A 17,668-nucleotide genomic window follows, 5' to 3' on the forward strand; every position below is an offset into this window, starting at 1 on the left:
CGCCATCGCCCACCCCCACCAGCGACACCGCCTCCCGGCCGCGGCCGCCGCCCGCACCCGCGTCGTCGGCGACCCGACGCTGGACCGCCTGCTCGCCTCGCGAGGCCGGCGCGAGGCGTATCGCGACCGCTGGGATACGGGCGGCCGCCGCCTGCTCGCGGTGACGTCCACGTGGGGTCGCGAGTCCCTGCTCGCCCGCCGGCCGCACATCGTGGAGCGACTCCTCGCCGAACTGCCCTGCGACGAGTGGCAGCTCGCCCTCATCGCGCACCCCAACTGGTACGCCGACCTGGGCCGCCTCGGCATGACCCGCCAGCTCCTGGCGGAGCCGCTGCGCGCCGGCCTGCTGCTCCCCGATCCGTACGAGGAGTGGGGCGCGGCGCTGGTGGCGGCCGACGCGGTGGTCACCGACCACGGGTCGACCGCGCTGTACGCGGCGGCTCTGGAGCGGCCGGTGCTCGGGGCGTACGACGGCGGGGGCGAGCTGGCGCCGGACTCGCCGATGGCCGCGCTGCTCACTGCCGTGTCGCGCTTGGCGGAGGCGGAGGGCTACGAGCGGCAACTGGCGGCGGCGGTCGCGGGCGGCCGGAACGCCGAGAGCGATCGGGGTCCGGCGAGCGCCGCCGCCCAGGCCGCGGAGGGTGCGTTCGCGGCACGTGGACGGGCGCTGGAGCTGCTGCGGGAGTGGCTGTACGAGTTGCTCGACCTGCGTCCGCCGGGGGGTGCTCCGCGCCCTGCGCTGCTGCCCCTCCCCCGCGCCGAGGTCGCGCAGGTCGGCGCGTTCCGGGTGGTGACGGCCGTGAGCGGGGACACCGTGTCGCTCACCCGCACCCCGGATCAGGTATCCGCGCACGACGGGGTGCCTGCCCCGCTCCCGCGCACCACGCCCGGCCCGGACGCCGTGCCAGGCGCACACCTCGCGGCCGACGCGGACGCGGCAGCGCCGGGCGAGGTGGAGAGCGCCGGGCTGCTCTTCCGGCGTGGGCACGCGGCCGCCCCGCAGCGGCCAGGTCCGCGCACGGTGTGGCAGGCAGGCGCGTGGTGCGCGCACGCGCTCGCCGCGCATCCCGGGCAGCGGGCCGCGGCCGTCGTGCTGGATCGCGCCCGAGCGGTGCTCCGCCACAGCGCCGGACCGGCGCTGGAGATACGGATCGGGCCGGACGCGCCGCACCCCGCGGCGCCCGTGCACTGGCCGGACCCGACCGCGGCACTCTCGGCCGTGCACGCCTGGCTGGCCGTGGCACAGGGGACCCGCCGCTTCCCGGTGACGCTTCGGGTGGAGTTGGGCGACGCCGCGGTGCGGGTGCGGGTCACCGAGGCCGGTGAGACGGCGCTGGCGGAGGAGATCTGAGCCGTGCTGCGGAGGCGATCCCGCGGCACCGATGCGGCCGCTGCCGCGGGACAACCGTTCAGCGCTACCGGCTCACCCCGGACCGCTCGTAGATCTCCCGCGCCGCCGCCTCATACGCGGCCGCTGCCTCGGCCGCACCCATCTCGCGGGCCAGCGCCGCCAGCCGCTCCAGCACGACCGCCGCGTCCGCCGCCTCTCCCCGGTCGTGCGCGATCTCCAGCGCCAGCCCGTACAGCCGCCCGGCCTGCTCCGTCCCGCCCTGCGCCTGCCGCACCCGCCCCAACTCCGCCGCGGTGCGGCCGACCATGCGGTCCTTGCCGAGGCCCCGCGCTTCGTCATGTGCCCGCTCCAGCAGCTCGCCCGCCCGCGCCAAGTCTCCCTCCATCAGCGCCACCTGCCCCAGGTGATGCCGCTGCAGCAGCATCCCGTACGCATTTCCCAGCTCTTCGTGCAGCCGCAGCGATTCCGCGAAGCGCTCCTTCGCCGCCGCCACGTCATCGCGCGCGAGCAGCACCTTGCCGTGGAACTCCAGCGCGGACGCCGTCACCTTCCGGTGCCCACTCGCCCTCGCTGCCGCCACCGCCCGGCGCATCAGCTCGTCCGCCTCGTCCAGCCGCCCGAGCTCCCACAGCGGCCGCGCCAGCTGGCTGCGCATCCGGGCCTGGGCGGCGAGGTCTTCCGCGCGCTCGGCGTCACGCACGCCGTACTCGAAGGCGACCCGCGCCGCGGCGTGGTCGCGCTCGCCCATGTAGGCCGGCCACAGCGGCTCGCACAGTGCCCAGGCCTCGCCTACCAGGCCCGTCTCGTACGCCAGCCGCACACACCCGCGCAGCGCCGCGCGTTCCCGCCGCAGCCATGTCCGCGCGCCTTCCTTCGCCGCACGGTCCGCGTCCGCCGCGCGCTCCGGGTTCGGCCTGGAGTCCTCGAAATCCACGTCCGGCGCGTACGCCAGGTCCCCCACCGGCTCCGCCAGCCGCAGTCGGCTCGGCCCTTCCGAGAGGCGGTCCGCCCGCTCCGCCTGGCGGCGATACCACCGCACCAGCCGCTCGCTCCCGCCCTGCGCCTCGCCGTCCGCCCCGTCGGCCCGCGCCCGCCGGTCCGCGTGCCGGCGCAGCAGGTCGTGCAGCGCATAGCGGTCCGGCTCCGCCGTCGTCATCAGCAGTCCCGCCCGTACGAGATCGTCCAGCGCATCGTCCGCCGCGTCCGGCCCCCGTCCGAGCAGCGCGGCCGCCGCGGCCGCGGACACCTGGCCGGCCGGGTGCAGGGGCAGCAGCCGGTACAGCAGGGTGGACTCGGGCGGAAGCTCCCGGTAGGCCGCGTCCCACACCGCCTCCACCACGGGCACCCCCTCCGCGTCCAGCGTCCGTACCAGCCGGGCCACACTCAGCCGCTGCCTGCTGCGCAGCCGGGTCCCCGCCACTCGTAACGCCATGGGCAACCCCGCGCAGTAGCGGGAGAGTTCCGCCACCGCGCCGGGATCCGAGGCCAGCCGGCCGGGGCCGGCCAGCGCGCTCAGCAGCTCCGCCGCGTGCTCGTCCGCGAGCGGGTCGAGGTGTACGTGCCCCGCGTCCCGGTGCTCCAGGTCGTGCAGCCGGAAGTGGCTGGTGACGATGACCAGCCCTGCGGCGGAGGCGGGCAGCAGCTGTTCCACCGTATCCGCCTGGTCGACATCGTCGAGCACCACGATCAGCCGCTTGCCGTACGTCAGCGAGCGGTACTGGCCCGCGCGCGCGTCGGGCGTCTCCATGCGTACCGACTCGCCATCGGTGAGCGCCCCGATCATCCGGCCGAGCACGTCGGAGACGGCCGGGCGGACGCCGCCGTGCAGGAACCCGAGGTTCTCGTAGAGCGTGCCGTCCGGGTACTCATGCGCGAGGTGGTGTCCAATGCGGTGCGCCAGGGCGCTCTTGCCGATGCCGCTGGGTCCGGAGAGTACGAGCACTGCCGGACGCTCCGGGCCTGCCGCCGGGGTGCGGGCGGCCAGCAGGGCGTCGAGTTCCGCGCTGCGGTCGACCAGGCCGGACTGCTCCGGAGGTAACTGGCGTGGGACCGGGGCCGGTTGCCGCTGATGGATCACCTGGGTGATGTGGTCCGCCTGGAAGACGTTCCCCGTGATGTGTGCGTCCCCGCTGATCGCGTTGTGGACGCTGCGCCCGCCCGCCGTCTCCTCCGCCACGCGCCAACCCTAGGCCGCGACACGGCCGTTGCGCAGCTCCTCTTCGCACGCGCTTGCCGACTCGGGAACACCTGTCCGACCTGCAATTTGGTTGATTCTGTGCGCCATCATGGCAGAGCGCGATGCCGGTGGGTGGGCTTTGTCAATTGCCCACTGCACATGAGGAGTTGGTGGCTACTGTGTGGCCCCGTCACTCGCTGCGAGGCGCAGCCGCACACCGAGCCACCCGAGGACGCAGATGTCTCACCTCCGTCGACGCCATGGCAGGGCGAGTCTCCCCCGGTTACGCCGTCAGCTGCGGTACGCCGCGGTCCTCCCGGCCACCTTCGTGACGATATGCGCGGCGGGCGCCGTGCTGTTCGTGCTGTGGTCGTCGGGCATCGCACCCTCGCGGGCGGCGTGGGCCGTGCTCGCGGGCGCCGCCGTGGCCGCCGTGCTGGCGGTCGGCATCGCCGCCGTGGCCGCCGACCGGCAGGCGCGGTCCGTACAGGAGCGACTCGCCGGTCTCAGCCACAGCATCGGGCGCAGCCAGGCGGAACTGCACGATCTGGTGGAGCGGCTGCGCCGGGGTGAGGGCGCACCGCAGCGCCGGCCGGCGGACACGGCGCCCGCGGGCGCGCAGCGTGATGACTTCGCGCTGGTCGCCCAGGAGTTGGAGCGGGCGCATGAGATGGCCTTCAGCGCCGTCGTGCACGCCGCGCAGATCCCGGACCGGGCCGGCGCGGGCAGCGAGCAGAAGGTCGAGGTCTTCGTGAACCTCGCGCGCCGGCTGCAGTCCCTCGTGCACCGCGAGATCCAGTTGCTCGACGAGCTGGAGAACGAGGTCGAGGACCCCGAGCTGCTCAAGGGCCTCTTCCACGTCGACCACCTCGCGACCCGGATCCGGCGGCACGCCGAGAACCTGGCGGTGCTCGGCGGGGCGATATCGCGCCGCCAGTGGTCCAACCCGGTCACCCTGACCGAGGTGGTGCGCTCCTCCATCGCCGAGGTCGAGCAGTATTCGCGGGTCAAGCTGGTGCCGCCGATCGACAGCACGCTCCGCGGCCACGCCGTCGCCGACGTCATCCACCTGCTCGCCGAACTCGTCGAGAACGCCTCGGTGTTCTCCGCCCCCAACACCCAGGTGCTGCTGCGCGCCAGCCATGTCACCGCAGGGCTGGCGATCGAGGTGGAGGACCGCGGCCTCGGCATGCCCGTCGCCGAGCAGAACAAGCTCAACGGCCTGCTCGCCGACCCCGACCAGGTGGATGTCGCGGACCTGCTCTCGGACGGCCGTATCGGACTCTTCGTGGTCTCCGCGCTGTCCCGGCGGCACGGCATCGCGGTGCGGCTGCAGACCAATATCTACGGCGGCGTCCAGGCGGTCATCGTGCTGCCGCGGGGACTGCTCGGGGACGACGCGCCGACCGCGGCGGACACGGCGCCCGCGGCGCCCGAGCAGCCGCGTGAACAGGTCGCCGCCACCGCGGCCGCCGTGCCCCACCCCCGTACCGAAGCGGCCGCCCTGACCCTGCACACCGCCACCCACACCCGGGTCGCCCACGTGCCGCGGCAAGCGCCGGCCGACGCGGCCCGCGCCACCGACGGCCGCCCGCAACTCCCCCAGCGCCGCGCCCAGGAGCACCTGATGCCGCAGCTCCGGGACGCGCCCGCGCCGCGCGCCGGCCACCCCGAGGACAGCGACGACGACGTGGTCCACGATCCGGGCCTGATGGCCGCGTTCCAGCGCGGCATCGACCGCGCCGAGTCCGAGTGACCCCGCAAGCACACACCCGTACCACCCCAAGGAGTCGATCCCTGATGCCGAGCGAAGTGCCGACCGGAAAGGCTTCCGACCTCGACTGGCTGCTCGGCGGCCTGGTGCAGCGCGTGCCGCACACCCGCAGCGCGGTCCTGCTGTCCTCCGACGGACTGGTCAAGTCGGTCCACGGGCTCGACCAGGACAGCGCCGATCACATGGCGGCGCTCGCCTCCGGCCTGTACTCGCTCGGCAGAAGCGCCGGCGCCCGGTTCGGCGACGGTGGTGACGTGCGTCAGGTGGTGGTCGAGCTGGCGCACACCCTGCTGTTCGTCTCCACGGCGGGCTCCGGGGCCTGCCTGGCCGTGCTCGCCGACCGCGGCGCCGACGCGGCCGTGCTCGGCTACGAGATGGGGATGCTGGTGAAGAGCGTCCGGCCGTATCTGGTGACGCCCGCGCGGCAGGCGGGCGCGCCGACGACGGCGACGAGGCCCTGACCGTGGCGGCCCCGCAGGACGGGCCGTGGCTCGACGACGCCGCCGGCCGGCTGATCCGCCCGTACACGGTGAGCAACGGCAGGACCAGGCCGACGGCCCCGCTCGACCTGCTCTCGCTGGTGATGCCCACGGGCACGCCGCCCGCGGGCCAGCTGGGCCCGGAGCACAGCCAGGCCCTCGGCCTGTGCGGTGGCGGTCCCACCTCGGTCGCCGAGATCGCGGCCCAACTGCGGCTGCCCGCCGTGGTGACCAAGGTGGTCCTGTCCGATCTCGTCGACTGGGGAGCGCTCACCGCGCGGGCCCCGGCCTTCCGCTACAACCCCACCGACCGGTCACTGCTGGAGGCGGTGCTCGATGGATTGCGACGACGGCTCTGACGTCCGCCCGGCCTTCCCGGACGCGGTGAAGATCCTGGTGGCGGGCGGCTTCGGGGTGGGCAAGACGACGTTCGTGGGCGCGGTCAGCGAGATCGACCCGCTGTGCACCGAGGAGCTGCTCACCACCGCCGGCGCGGACACCGACAGCCTGGACGGCGTCGCGGACAAGACCACCACGACCGTGGCCATGGACTTCGGGCGGCTCACCCTCGACGCGCGGCACGTCCTCTATCTGTTCGGCACGCCGGGGCAGGAGCGGTTCTGGTTCATGTGGGACGAGCTGTCCGACGGGGCGCTGGGCGCCGTCGTGCTCGCCGACACCCGGCGGCTGCAGGACTGCTTCTCCGCAGTCGACTTCTTCGAGCGGCGCGGGATCCGGTTCGTCGTCGCGGTCAACGAGTTCGACGGCGGCTTCCGTTACGAGCCGGACGAGGTGCGCGCCGCCATCGACGTGAAGCCGGAGGTGCCGGTGGTGCTGTGCGACGCGCGGCTGTGCAGCTCCGGCATCCACGCGCTGGTGACCCTCGTCCAGCATCTGCTCTTCCACACGCCCGCACCGAGCCACGGAGCGACCACATGACGTACGACCCGACCGGGCATCTGCTGCTGACCCCTGTCGACACGGAGGCGCCTGACCGGGTGCAGCGGCTGCGCCGGCTCGGCCTCGGTGAGCGGCCCGACCCGGCCTTCGACGCGTTCGCGGACCGGCTCGCCCGGGTCACCGGGGCGCCCTTCTCGATGGTCAACTTCATCGACGAGCACCGGCAGTTCTTCGCAGGCCTGCACACGCCGCAGGGCAGCCACGCGGGTACGGAGGCCGGGGCGCAGGAAGGCGGCGTGAGCCGGTACATGGACCGCGACCACGGGTACTGCCCGCACGTCGTGGTGCGGCGCAAGGCGCTGGTCCTGGAGGACGTCTGCGACTATCCGCGGTTCGCGGGCAATCCGGTGGTCGACGAGATCGGCATCCGCTCGTACCTCGGGGCCCCGCTCATCGACCGTACGGGCATGGCGCTGGGCACGATCTGCGTGGTCGACACCGAACCCCGCCCGTGGGGGCGGGCGGGGCTCGAGACGATCAAGTCGCTCGCGGCCGAGCTGATCGAGCAGATCCACCGCAGGGAGGACGGCGAGCTCGGGCGCTAGGCGCGGACGAGGCCGGAAAGGCGCTCCGACCAGCTGCCCTTCGCGGAGCCGAGGGCCACTTCCGCGAGCCGCAGCAGCTGGATGTCCGACGTGCCCGCGGGCGCGAAAATGTGGTGCGCGTCGCGCAGAAAGCGCTCGATTGGGCGGTCCGTGAACAGGCCCGCCGCCGCGTGGATCTCCATCGCGTTGCGCGCCGAGTCCAGGGCCGACTCGACGTTCACCAGCTTCGCGTTCATCAGCTCCGCGTCGCAGGACGCGCCCTGGTCGAGCAGGTGCACCGCGTGATAGGCGGCGAGCCGCGCCAGCATCAGGCGGGACTGCATCTGGCCGAGCTTCAGCTTGATGTTGGACAGCTCGTGCAGCGGCTTGCCGTAGCGCTGCCGCTCGGCGCAGAAGCGGGTGGTCTCCTCCAGCAGCGCCTGGTGGATGCCGAGCGATACGGCGGTGAGGTTGGCGCGGCCGTACAGGACGCTGGAGGAATACGCGACCGCGAGCCCTTCGCCCTCCTCGCCGAGGCGGTTGCCCGCGGGGACGCGGCAGTCGTCGAAGCGCAGCTCGCCGAAGCTGAAGCCGTGCAGGCCCATCGTGTCGCGCTCCTCGCCGAGCGAGAAGCCGGGCCGGTCGGCCTCCACGAGGAAGGCGGTGAGGCCCTTGGAGCCGGGCCCGGTGCGTACGACCACGCCGTGCAGGTCGCCCACATGGCTGTTGCCGACGTACACCTTGCGGCCGTTGAGGAGGTAGTCGTCCCCGTCGCGGTGCGCGGTCGCCGTCATGCCGAGGACGTGGCCGCCGGAGTCCGGCTCGGTGACGGCGATGGTCGGCAGGCAGTCGCCCGCGGCCACCGCGGGCAGCCAGGTCTTCTGCTGCGCCTCGCTGCCGAAGTGGATGATCTTCGCGACGCCGAGCTGCGACGCCTGCACCATGGCGCCCATAGCGGCGCTCACCCGGGACAGCTCCTCGATGATGATGGTCTTAGCGAGATGCCCCGCGGCCATGCCGCCGTGTTCCCTGGCGATGGTGACGCCGATCCAGCCCTGCCGGGCGATCAGGCGCGACAGGTCGTGCTGTACGGCGCGGGTGGCCTCCATGACCGGTATCCGCGGCTTGATCTGCCGTTCGGCGAACCCGCGGACGTGAGTGCGGAGTTGGTGGTGGAGCCGACTGATGACGTAGCCGTCCATCGCGAGCCTCCTGTGCGTTACCGCCCTGCTCGCGGGGGTCGACGGGCAGGGTTGAACCTCAGCAGTGGCCCCGTCCCGACCGGACCGCCCGGCCAGTCCACCTCCCGGGCATTCCCCTCACCCCCCTGGCAGTCACATGCCAAGGGCAAAGATCTTGCGACATATGGCGTAGCAGCGCGCGCGGGGGGCGCGTCAAAGCGCGCGACCGCCGCCTGCCGGTAGGACCTGAACTCCGCTCGCCGTACGGGCCACCACGAAGGACTCGCCCCGGGCGGTCTTCGCGTCCAGCGCGCACCGGTGCTCGCCCGCCTCCAGCAGGTCGTCGAGCAGCGGCTCGGTGCGGGTGCGGTAGAGCCGGTCCAGGCGGTACGCGGTGAGCTGCACCGCCGTCGGCTCCAGCAGGCGGAAGGCCACCTCGCCGTCCCGGGTCGCCAGGCCGGTGAGCCTGCGCCGCTCCGCCGGCGTGCGGTCCAGCGCCTCCTCTATCTGCGCGACCAGCACCGGGATGACGGGCGCCAGGCCGGTGACGAAGGCCGCGTCCGCGTCCGCCGCCGCGAAGGCGGCCCGTACCGCCGCGCGCTGCTCGTCCGGCACCGCGCGGCCGAAGGCGACCGCGCCGTAGGTGCGCAGTTCGGCGGCGTCCGCGCCGGTGATGTCCGCGGTGATCTCGGCGCCGATGCCGACCTGGCGGAGCGCGCTGGCCAATCGATTCAGCACGGCGGCGCGCTTGCCGAGCAGCAGCACCCGGCGGCGCTCCCCGGCGGGCGGGACCGCCAGCACGCCCTCCAGCGCGGCCCGGTAGTCGGCGCCGCGGAAGCGGAACGGGCCGATGCCCGGATAGCCGTTGAGCCCCGGGTCCGCCCGCTCGTCCGTCTGCCAGACGAGGTCACGCCATATGAAGTCGTCGCCGGACCGCTCCACCACCGCGGTCACCGCGCCGCAGGCCAGGTCCTCGCATTCGGGGCAGCCGTAGAGCACCTGCCGGCCGTCGGTCACCGGGAGCGCGGGCGTCTCCTCCAGCAGCAGCCTGCGCACATGCGCCGCGAAGATCGACGGGCCGAGGTCGGCGGCGAGCGGCGAGACCGCGTCCACGTCGTCGAGGAGCTGCAGCAGCGGGCGGCCGCCGACGATGTAGTCGAGGAAGTCGCGGTGCGACTGCAGCGCGCCGCGCGGCAGCACGGCTCCGGCTCTGGTGGCGGGGGCGAGGGCGAATGTGACGTAGTCGACGGTCCGTTCCGGATGTTCCGCGGCTGACATGCTCTGGAGTATTCCCGCAGACTGCTGCCCATGGAACATGATGTGATCGTCATCGGCAGCGGCGTCATCGGGCTGACCACCGCGGTGCGGCTCGCGGAGACCGGGCGGCGGGTGGCGGTGTGGACCCGGGACCCGGCCGAGCGGTCCACCTCCGCGGTGTCGGGCGGGCTGTGGTGGCCGTACCGGATCGAGCCGATGGCGAAGGTGTCGGACTGGGCGCTGCGCTCGTACGACGTCTACGCGGAGCTCGCGGCGGACCCGGCGGCGACCGGCGTGCGGATGGTGTCCGGGGTCCAGGCGGGCGTGCGCAGGAGCGATCTCGGGTCGTGGGCCGACAAGTTCGACGAGAGCGAGCTGCGGACGCTGGCGCCGGAGGAGCTGCCCAAGGGGTACGACGCGGGGCTCCGGACGCGGGTGCCGCTGATCGATATGCCCGCGTATCTGCGGTATCTGCGCGGGCGTCTCGAGGCGGCGGGCGGGCGCGTGGAGGCGCACGAGGTGCGCTCACTCGCGGACGTCCCGGCGGCCACCGTCGTGCACTGCTCCGGACTCGGCGCCCGCGAGCTGGCCGGGGACGAGCAGATGCGGCCCATCCAGGGCCAGTTGGTGCTGGTGGACGTGCCCGGGGTGACGGAGTGGTTCGTGGGCTCGGACTGGTCGGCGGCGGAGACGGTCTACGCGTTCCCGCAGCCGTACGGCCTGGTGCTCGGCGGCACCGCGCGCGACGGGGAGTGGGGCCTCGAGCCCGACCCCGCCACCGCGCGCGCCATCGTCGACCGCGCCGCCGAACACATCCCGGCGGTCCGCGACGCCCGCATCCTCGGCCACCGGGTGGGGCTGCGCCCGTGGCGCCCCAGCGTCCGCCTGGAGACCGAGCGGCTCGACGACGGCCGGCTGTGCGTGCACAACTACGGCCACGGCGGCGCCGGTGTCACGGTGGCCTGGGGGTGCGCGGAGGAGGCGGCCGGGCTGGTGGTCTGACCCGGCGGCCTCCCCCGGGTTACGTCACACCTGGCTCAGCCCGCGCCGCACCACCCGCAGCCGGTACTCCTTCCGGTCGAGGGGGTTCAGGCCCGTACGCGCCCTGGTGGGCGGCGCGCCCGTGACCGGCGCGTAGTGGTCGAAGGCCGCGTCGAGCATGCCCTCGCCCCGGGTCAGGCCCGGGAGTTGCTGCTCCAGGGCGTGCACCTGCGCCGCCGGGATGTCGCCCTCGAGTTCGTACGCGCCGCCGCGGTCCGTGGTGGTCAGCGGCACGGCGCGATGCCGGGAGAGCGCCGAGAGGACCGCGCCGAGGGTGTCGGCGGGCACCTCCAGGTGGAAGCGGTGCAGCGGCTCGTGCACCACCGTGCCGGCCTCCCGCAGCGCCGCCATCAGCACCAGCGGGGTGAGGTTGCGGAAGTCGCCGGCCGTGGACGACATGGCCTTGTCGAAGGTGGCGTGGGCGTGGCTCTGCCGCGGGAAGTAGCCGGAGTGCGTCATCGTGACCGTCACGTCCGGCACTTCCCAGCCGTGCAGCCCCTGCGCCAGCGTCTCGCGCACGGTCTCCTCCACCGCCTTGAAGAAGGCGTACGGCATCGAGCCGAGCTCCACCTCCAGCCGGAAGTCCACGCCGCTGCCGGGCGGCGCCGGATCGACGCGCAGCCCGACGGTGGCCATGAACTGGCTCGTGTCGTCGTCCTCCTTGAACTCCACCGCGGAACCGCTGCCCGCGAGCCGCTCGATGTTGATGGTGGTGGTCTCGCGGAAGCCGACATCGAGGCCGAAGTCGTCGGCGAGGGTGGCCTGGATGACCTCCTTCTGGACCTCGCCGTAGAGGGATACGGAGATCTCCTGGCGCAGGTCGTCCTGGCGCAGGTTGATCAGCGGGTCGCCTTCGGCGAGAAGGGTGAGGGCGGCGTGCAGGGCCACCTTGTCCGACGGGTCCGCGGGGACCACGACGGTCTCCAGCGTGGGCGGCGCGAAGTGGCCGCCGGCGTCCGCAGGGCCGGTGGCGTCGCCGACGGTGTCGCCGATGCGGATGCCGGGCAGGCCGTGGACCTTGGCGATGCGGCCGGCGGACACGCTGCGGCCCGGCTCCGTGGCGCCCTGGTCGAAGACGCTGATCGCGGTGACCTTGGCCTCCTGCCGGACGCCGTTGCGGGCGCGGCCGAAGCGCACCACCTCGCGGGTGCGCAGGGTGCCCGCGCGCATCCGCACGTATGCGATCTTCTCGCCGGCCGGGCCGCGCTCCACCTTGAACACCTCGCCCGCGGGCGGCCCTTCGGGGTCGCCAGTGGCCGCGGGCAGCAGCTCGCGGATGCCGGCGGTCAGCTCCGGGACGCCGTCGCCGGTGGCGGCGGAGCCGAAGTAGACCGGGTGCACGAGCGCGCGCTCGGTCTGCTCGGCGAGGGCGCGGCGCAGCCGGTCGTACGGGACGCCGGCGGCGGCGTTGACGTACGAGGCGAGCAGCGCGTCGTCGCGGTCGGCGAGCACCTCGACCAGCCGGTCGGTGAATTCCGCCTGCCCGGGCCCGTACGCGGTGAAGCGGGCGTCGCGGGTGCCGAGCGCGGCGGCGGTGCCCATCGGGACGATCGCGGGCGAGAGCCGCTCGGCGATGCCGCGCAGGGTGCCGTCGTAACTGGCGCCGCCGCGGTCGATCTTGTTGACGAAGATCAGGGTGGGGATGCGCAGCCGCTTCAGCGTGCGCATCAGCACCCGGGTCTGCGCCTGCACGCCCTCGACGGCCGAGACGACGAGCACCACGCCGTCGAGCACGCTGAGCACCCGCTCCACCTCGGCGATGAAGTCGGGGTGGCCGGGGGTGTCGATGAGGTTGACGGTGAGGTCGTCCAGGGCGAAGGAGACGACGGCGGACTTGATGGTGATGCCGCGGGCGCGCTCCAGCGCCAGGGAGTCGGTCTGCGTGCTGCCGTCGTCGACGCTGCCGGGCTGGTCGATGACGCCGGCGGCGTGCAGCAGCCGCTCGGTGAGGGTGGTCTTGCCGGCGTCTACATGCGCCAGGATTCCGAGGTTGAGCCCTTTGAACGGGTGCCGTGAGTACACGGAGTGTCATGTCCTTGGGGATAGGCGACGTTTCCAGCTGAGGTGGACACGTACGCTCCCCGCATGATCAACTCCTGGGTCGGCTGCTCTCGGACGGCAATAGTGCAGCAGATGCCGGGCGGGCGGGCAACGGGTTTTTCTCCCGGCGCTTCCTCCCGGCGCCGGCGACAGCGCCGCCCGAGGCCGTCGCGATGAGCGCGACGGCGCACCACTGCAGGACCGAGAGCCGCTCGCCCAGGATCGCGAGGCCGGCCAGCCCCGCGGCGACCGGCTCCAGGCTCTGCAGCACCCCGACCACGCGGGCGGGCAGCCGGCGCAGCGCCATCAGCTCGAGGGAGTACGGCAGCGCCGCCGACAGCAGCGCCACCACGAGGCCGGCCGCCAGGGCGTGCGGCTGGACCAGCCGGGTGCCGCTCTGGGCCAGGCCGAAGGGCAGGCTGAGCAGCCCGGCCCACAGGACGGCGAGCGCGAGCGGCCCGCCGCCCGGGAGGCGGTGGCCGGTGCGCCGGCTGAGCAGCAGGTAACTGCCCATCGACACGGCCGAGGCGACCGCGAAGGCCAGCCCGGTGAGCGGCAGCGGCTCCCCGCCCGAACCGGGCAGCAGGAAGCAGGCGATGCCGGCGGCGGCCAGCAGCCCCCACAGGACGTCCGCCGCCCGGCGCGAGGTCAGCAGCGAGACGGCCAGCGGCCCGGTCAGCTGGATGCCGATGGCCACGCCGAGCGGCATCCGCTCCAGGGCCGGGTAGATGAGGTTCATCCCGGCGATGGCGGTGCCGAAGGCGAGGATCAGCCGGCGGTCCTGGGGTGCCGCCGGGAGCCGGCGCGGGCGCCACAGCGCGAGCAGCATCAGGGCGGCGAGCAGCAGCCGCAGCGTGACCGCCCCGAGCGGCCCGCCGACGGTGTCGAAGAGCCCTTTGCCCAGCGCCTGTCCGCACTGGACGCTGACGACGGCGCCGAGGACGAGGCCCGGCGCGGGTATCTCGCGGCTCATCGCCGGTCGCCGGTGGCCTGGCAGCGGCCCGCTACGACGAGCCGCCGGTCGTTCGCGGCGGCGGCGGTCCCGGCGGGTTCGTGCCACACCCGCAGCAGGCCGCACACGCAGTGCGCGTACACGATCGTGCCGTCGGAGACGGCGTGCCGGGACACCACGGTCTCCGCCTCCCCCGCGGGCCAGCCGCAGGCGGGGCAGTCGCTTCGGGAACGCCGGGGGGATGCAGTCATGCGTCCCATGCTGGGGAGCCGGACCGTGCGAGTCCATCGCTAATTAGCGCATGCGACCCTACGATGTTTTCGCATGGTTGACCTCGCGCTGCTGCAGACCTTCCGGGTGCTCCACGACCAGGGCACCGTCACCGCCGCGGCGGGTGCGCTGAACCTCTCGCCGTCCGCCGTCTCCCACCAGCTCCGGCAGCTTTCCCGGCAGGCCGGGGCCGAGCTGCTCGAGCCGGACGGCCGGCGGGTGCGGCTCACCGCCGCCGGACGCGCGCTGCTCCGGCACGCGGACGTGCTGTGCGCGCAGTGGGAGGAAGCGCGCGCCGAGGTGGCGCGGCAGGGCGGGAGCGGGCAGCGCACCGTCCGCTTCGGCGGCCTCGCCACGAGCATCGCCCCGCTGCTCGCCCCCGTCGCGGAAGAGCTGCGCGCGGCGAGCCCTCCGACGCACGCCACCGTCGCGGAGACCGACACCGCTCCCGGCTACCGGGACCTGCTCGCCGACCGCCTCGACATCGCCCTCGTGACGCCGGTCCCCGACAGCCCACGGGCCGACGACACCCGCTTCCACCAGGAGTTGCTGCTGGACGACGTGCTCGACCTGGTCGTCCCGCCCGGGCACCGGATCGCGGAGTACGACGCGGTGGACCTCGCGGAAGCGGCGCACGAGGACTGGGTCGCCCCGCACAGCGACCAGCGGCGGCTCACCGACGCGCTGTGCACCGCCGCGGGCTTCACCCCGCGCACGGTCCACCAGACCGACTACTGGCATGCGGCGCTGGCCCTCGTCGCCCACGGCCTCGGGGTGTGCCTGGTCCCCCGGCTGGTCGACTTCGGCGCTTTTCCACGGCTGGTGCAGGTGCCCGTACGCGGCACGCCGCCGCCCGCCCGCCGCATCCTCGCCTGCGCCCGCAAGGGCAGCGAGCGGCAGGACGCGATCGCGGACGGCCTGAGCAGGCTCAGATCGCAGGCCGCGGCCCTGGTCAACTCCCGCTGAGCGCCCGGCTCAACAGCTCTCCACCGGCCGCCCCTTTGCTATGTGATACGTCGCGCGCTCGTCCAGCAGCAGTGGGATCAGCGACCGCTGCTCCTGCCGCAGCGGCACCAGCGCGGAGCCGGTCGCCTCGCGGGATATCTGCACCCCGTGCAGCGCGAGCTCGTCGCCGACCTCGGTGACCTGCGCGGTGTTCAGCGCATAGCCGCACGGCGGGTCGGCTATGGTCTGCGCCTCGGTCGGCGGCTCATTGTCCGCGCCGCCCACATACACCGGCCCCCGGTCGGCAAGGCCGCGCTCGCGGGACGCCGCCGTGGCCGCCTCCAGCGCCTGCCGGTGCTCCCTCACGTATGCGAACGCGCCGCTCAGCGCCGCCCGCTGGGCGGACACCCGATGCCGGTTGAAAGCCGCCGGGTCCTCCTTCTCCGCGTCGGTCAGCGGCGTCTGCCGGGTCTCCAGCAGCAGGCCCGCGGCGTGCTTCACCCCCGCCGTGTTCCGCAGGATGCGCTCCTGGCCGTCGCCGGCGACCTGCTTCACCGGCTCGCCGGTGACCGGGTCGGTCCAGATGCCGTACACGCCGCTGCTGAAGCCCGCCCGCTCGACCGCGGGCCGGATGTACGTCTCCGACAGCGTCTTCGCCTCGTCGTGGACGGCGTCCGTGGCATTGAGGTTGCGCGGCCACAGGGACAGCACGTCCTTCACGTAATACGGCGGCTCGGCGCCGAACTCGTGCAGGTCATAGACGACATCCGGCTTGTGGTCGCGGATGACCCCGGCCATCGCCCGGCCCTCGTTGGTGGCGAGGGCGACGTGATCGCGATTGACGTCCACCCCGTCGGCGTTCTCCCGGGTGTCGGCCGCGCGGCCGTCGGGGTTGGCGGTCGGGATGACCAGGACCTGGGTGTGCTCAAGGAAGCGGCGGGTGCGCTGGTCCTTGGCGAGCGCGAGGTCGCGCACCGCCGCCAGGCAGGCCTCGCGGCCCGCGGGTTCGTCGCCGTGCTGCGAGCAGGTGAGCAGCATGACATTGGCGCGCCGCTCCCCGATCGTGACCAGCCGCAGCGGCCGGTCCTGCCGGGTGCTGCCGATCTCCTCGACGCCCATCCGGTCGCTGCGCTCCGCCACCTTGCCGAGGAACTCCGCCTCCTCCGGCTGCGTGGTCCACCGGGCGCCGCCGGACTCCTCGAATCCGGTGCGCGGCTGCCCGGAGGCATGCGCCGGGGCGCTCGCGACCGGGAACACGAGCGCCAGCGCGATGGCGGACAGGGCAAAGCCGATGGTGCGGGGGCGCCGGAGCGACGGCAGCACGGGCGCACCTCCTCCAAGTTGGCGACGACTGGTGCGGAGAAGGTAGCGCAGGGTGACGCCGTGGCGACAGGGCCTGTGGATATCACCCGGGCCGGTTGCCGCTCGGGATCTCCACGCTGATCGGCTTCGCGTTCGACAGGAACAGCAGCACGGCCTGCCGCAGGAACTCCTCCAGCGTCCAGTACACATCCGACGCACCCGGCACCGGCAGCAGCCCCTCCCGGATGGCCACGAACGGCTTCCAGCCCACCTTCAGGATCGAATCCCACACCGGCTCCCGCGGGATGCGCAGCCAGTTCGCGATCTGGTCGCCCAGCATGTACCGCGTCATGGCCCCGAGCACATGCGGACTGACCAGCCCGCCATCCACCGAGGACCCCAGATTCAGCAGGACGTCCGCGAGCTTGATGCCCTCGTAGGTCGGCGCCAGCACCGGGTCGAGCACCTGCTCCGCCTGCGAGTTGGCCTCCGCCCACGTGGCCGGAATGTACTCGTCCTTGATGCCTAGCATGTGCGCGCCCAGCTGCCACGAGTGCAGGAAGGCCGCCGACTCGTCGTCCGGGATCGGCACCTTCCAGGCGGTCAGCTTCTGCATGACGGTCGTCGGCAGGCTGTGCCAGGTGACCATCATGTCCCGCTGGCTGATCGGGATGTCCTCGTCCGCGGCCTGGTCCCACTGCGGCGACTGCGGCAGCAGATGCCGTACGGCCGCGTGCACCAGCCGCACCTTCACGCAGGTCACGATCATCTCGCCGTCGTCGTCATAGGCGTTCCGCGACCCGATGTCATACCCGAGCTTCGCCGTCTTGGAGATGCGGTCCTTCATGTCCGCACCGCCCTTGGAGTAGTAGACCGCCCGCGCCTCCTTGGGGATGACCGTGCTCATCATCCCGCTGGCCAGCCCGTACAGCACCCCGAGGTAGAGCCCGCGCTTCTCGTTGAACTCGACCGCGGTCGCCAGCTTGCCCCGGTCCGTCCACGCCGGCATCCGGCGCGCCTTCTCCATGAACGCCCGCAGCTCGCCCGGCAGTCCGTCCGGCAGCGGCTGCGCGTTCTTCTTCCAGGTCCGCAGCAGCTCGTTCACCTTGGGTACCTCGCCGCGGTCGAGCAGCCCGGCGACCAGCTCATCGGCCTCGGGGTCCCACACCCACCGCGGATCGGCGCCCGCCCCCGCACCCGCCACCGACCCCTTGGGCGACCACGTCCACGGCGTACGGGCGTACGCGGGCGTCGCGGCCGACACGGCGCCCAGCGCGCCCAGCGCTCCACCCGCCATGAGCAGCTTGCGCCTGCTCGGGTTCTCCATGCGCCACGCACCTCCTGATACGGTGAAACAGATTTTGACTCTGCGTACCATGAGTAGCAGCTGCGCCCCGGCATGCCAATGCCCATGCC

General features: G+C 73.4%; 15 protein-coding genes and 1 pseudogene. 8 read left to right on the forward strand and 8 right to left on the reverse strand.

Features of this window, described 5'->3' with window-relative positions; translation table 11 throughout:
* Positions 1 to 1,351 (forward strand): translation initiation factor 2 (locus G5C51_RS19230; RefSeq protein WP_165238997.1); only part of this gene is annotated, 1,351 nt, incomplete at its 5' end.
* Between the two features lie 64 nt (positions 1,352 to 1,415).
* On the opposite strand, the gene G5C51_RS43785 is transcribed toward G5C51_RS19230, so the two are convergent.
* On the reverse strand, positions 1,416 to 3,527 hold the full coding sequence (locus G5C51_RS43785; RefSeq protein WP_165238999.1) for an NB-ARC domain-containing protein: 2,112 nt from the start codon (positions 3,525 to 3,527) through the stop codon (positions 1,416 to 1,418).
* A 238-nt stretch (positions 3,528 to 3,765) separates the two neighbouring features.
* On the opposite strand from G5C51_RS43785, the pseudogene G5C51_RS19240 reads away from it, so the two are divergent.
* The 5 genes and pseudogenes from G5C51_RS19240 to G5C51_RS19260 form a co-directional block, all read left to right on the forward strand.
* A pseudogene (locus G5C51_RS19240) lies at positions 3,766 to 5,280 on the forward strand (sensor histidine kinase); the annotation flags it as partial.
* A gap of 47 nt (positions 5,281 to 5,327) precedes the next feature.
* Complete coding sequence (locus G5C51_RS19245; protein ID WP_165239003.1) at positions 5,328 to 5,762, forward strand: roadblock/LC7 domain-containing protein; 435 nt, start codon at positions 5,328 to 5,330, stop codon at positions 5,760 to 5,762.
* A gap of 2 nt (positions 5,763 to 5,764) precedes the next feature.
* Positions 5,765 to 6,139, forward strand: a complete 375-nt coding sequence (locus G5C51_RS19250) for a DUF742 domain-containing protein (RefSeq protein ID WP_165239004.1) — start codon at positions 5,765 to 5,767, stop codon at positions 6,137 to 6,139.
* A complete protein-coding gene (locus tag G5C51_RS19255; protein WP_165239006.1) occupies positions 6,117 to 6,719 on the forward strand; it encodes a GTP-binding protein in 603 nt (200 codons plus the stop codon). The genes G5C51_RS19250 and G5C51_RS19255 overlap by 23 nt, the downstream gene beginning before the upstream one ends.
* Entirely contained in the window at positions 6,716 to 7,285 is a 570-nt protein-coding gene (locus G5C51_RS19260; RefSeq protein ID WP_165239008.1) for a GAF domain-containing protein, read from the forward strand. The genes G5C51_RS19255 and G5C51_RS19260 overlap by 4 nt, the downstream gene beginning before the upstream one ends.
* Here the strand turns inward: G5C51_RS19260 and G5C51_RS19265 are convergent.
* On the reverse strand, positions 7,282 to 8,466 hold the full coding sequence (locus G5C51_RS19265; RefSeq protein WP_165239010.1) for an acyl-CoA dehydrogenase family protein: 1,185 nt from the start codon (positions 8,464 to 8,466) through the stop codon (positions 7,282 to 7,284). The genes G5C51_RS19260 and G5C51_RS19265 overlap by 4 nt on opposite strands.
* A gap of 192 nt (positions 8,467 to 8,658) precedes the next feature.
* Entirely contained in the window at positions 8,659 to 9,723 is a 1,065-nt protein-coding gene (locus tag G5C51_RS19270) for an oxidoreductase (protein WP_165239012.1), read from the reverse strand.
* Positions 9,724 to 9,753: 30 nt separating this feature from the next.
* Between G5C51_RS19270 and G5C51_RS19275 the strand changes: the two genes are divergently transcribed.
* Entirely contained in the window at positions 9,754 to 10,704 is a 951-nt protein-coding gene (locus tag G5C51_RS19275; protein WP_206314049.1) for an FAD-dependent oxidoreductase, read from the forward strand.
* Between the two features lie 24 nt (positions 10,705 to 10,728).
* Here G5C51_RS19275 and G5C51_RS19280 read toward each other — a convergent pair whose 3' ends face one another.
* From G5C51_RS19280 to G5C51_RS19290, 3 genes are all read right to left on the reverse strand, one after another.
* Positions 10,729 to 12,765, reverse strand: a complete 2,037-nt coding sequence (locus G5C51_RS19280; protein WP_165239014.1) for a GTP-binding protein — start codon at positions 12,763 to 12,765, stop codon at positions 10,729 to 10,731.
* A 67-nt stretch (positions 12,766 to 12,832) separates the two neighbouring features.
* Entirely contained in the window at positions 12,833 to 13,756 is a 924-nt protein-coding gene (locus tag G5C51_RS19285) for an EamA family transporter (protein ID WP_165239016.1), read from the reverse strand.
* Complete coding sequence (locus G5C51_RS19290; protein WP_165238995.1) at positions 13,753 to 13,986, reverse strand: hypothetical protein; 234 nt, start codon at positions 13,984 to 13,986, stop codon at positions 13,753 to 13,755. The genes G5C51_RS19285 and G5C51_RS19290 overlap by 4 nt, the downstream gene beginning before the upstream one ends.
* Before the next feature lie 73 nt (positions 13,987 to 14,059).
* Between G5C51_RS19290 and G5C51_RS19295 the strand changes: the two genes are divergently transcribed.
* Positions 14,060 to 14,971 (forward strand): LysR family transcriptional regulator, encoded by a 912-nt coding sequence (locus G5C51_RS19295; RefSeq protein WP_165239018.1) that lies wholly within the window; start codon positions 14,060 to 14,062, stop codon positions 14,969 to 14,971.
* A gap of 9 nt (positions 14,972 to 14,980) precedes the next feature.
* On the opposite strand, the gene G5C51_RS19300 is transcribed toward G5C51_RS19295, so the two are convergent.
* Both G5C51_RS19300 and G5C51_RS19305 read right to left on the reverse strand, forming a co-directional pair.
* Positions 14,981 to 16,273: a M14 family zinc carboxypeptidase gene (locus G5C51_RS19300; RefSeq protein WP_338118218.1), complete on the reverse strand. Its 1,293-nt coding sequence runs from the start codon at positions 16,271 to 16,273 to the stop codon at positions 14,981 to 14,983.
* Positions 16,274 to 16,355: 82 nt separating this feature from the next.
* Entirely contained in the window at positions 16,356 to 17,579 is a 1,224-nt protein-coding gene (locus tag G5C51_RS19305; RefSeq protein WP_165239022.1) for an oxygenase MpaB family protein, read from the reverse strand.
* Positions 17,580 to 17,668: the final 89 nt, after the last annotated feature.

It is taken from the genome of Streptomyces coryli (assembly GCF_011044975.1).
GTDB lineage: Bacteria > Actinomycetota > Actinomycetes > Streptomycetales > Streptomycetaceae > Streptomyces > Streptomyces coryli.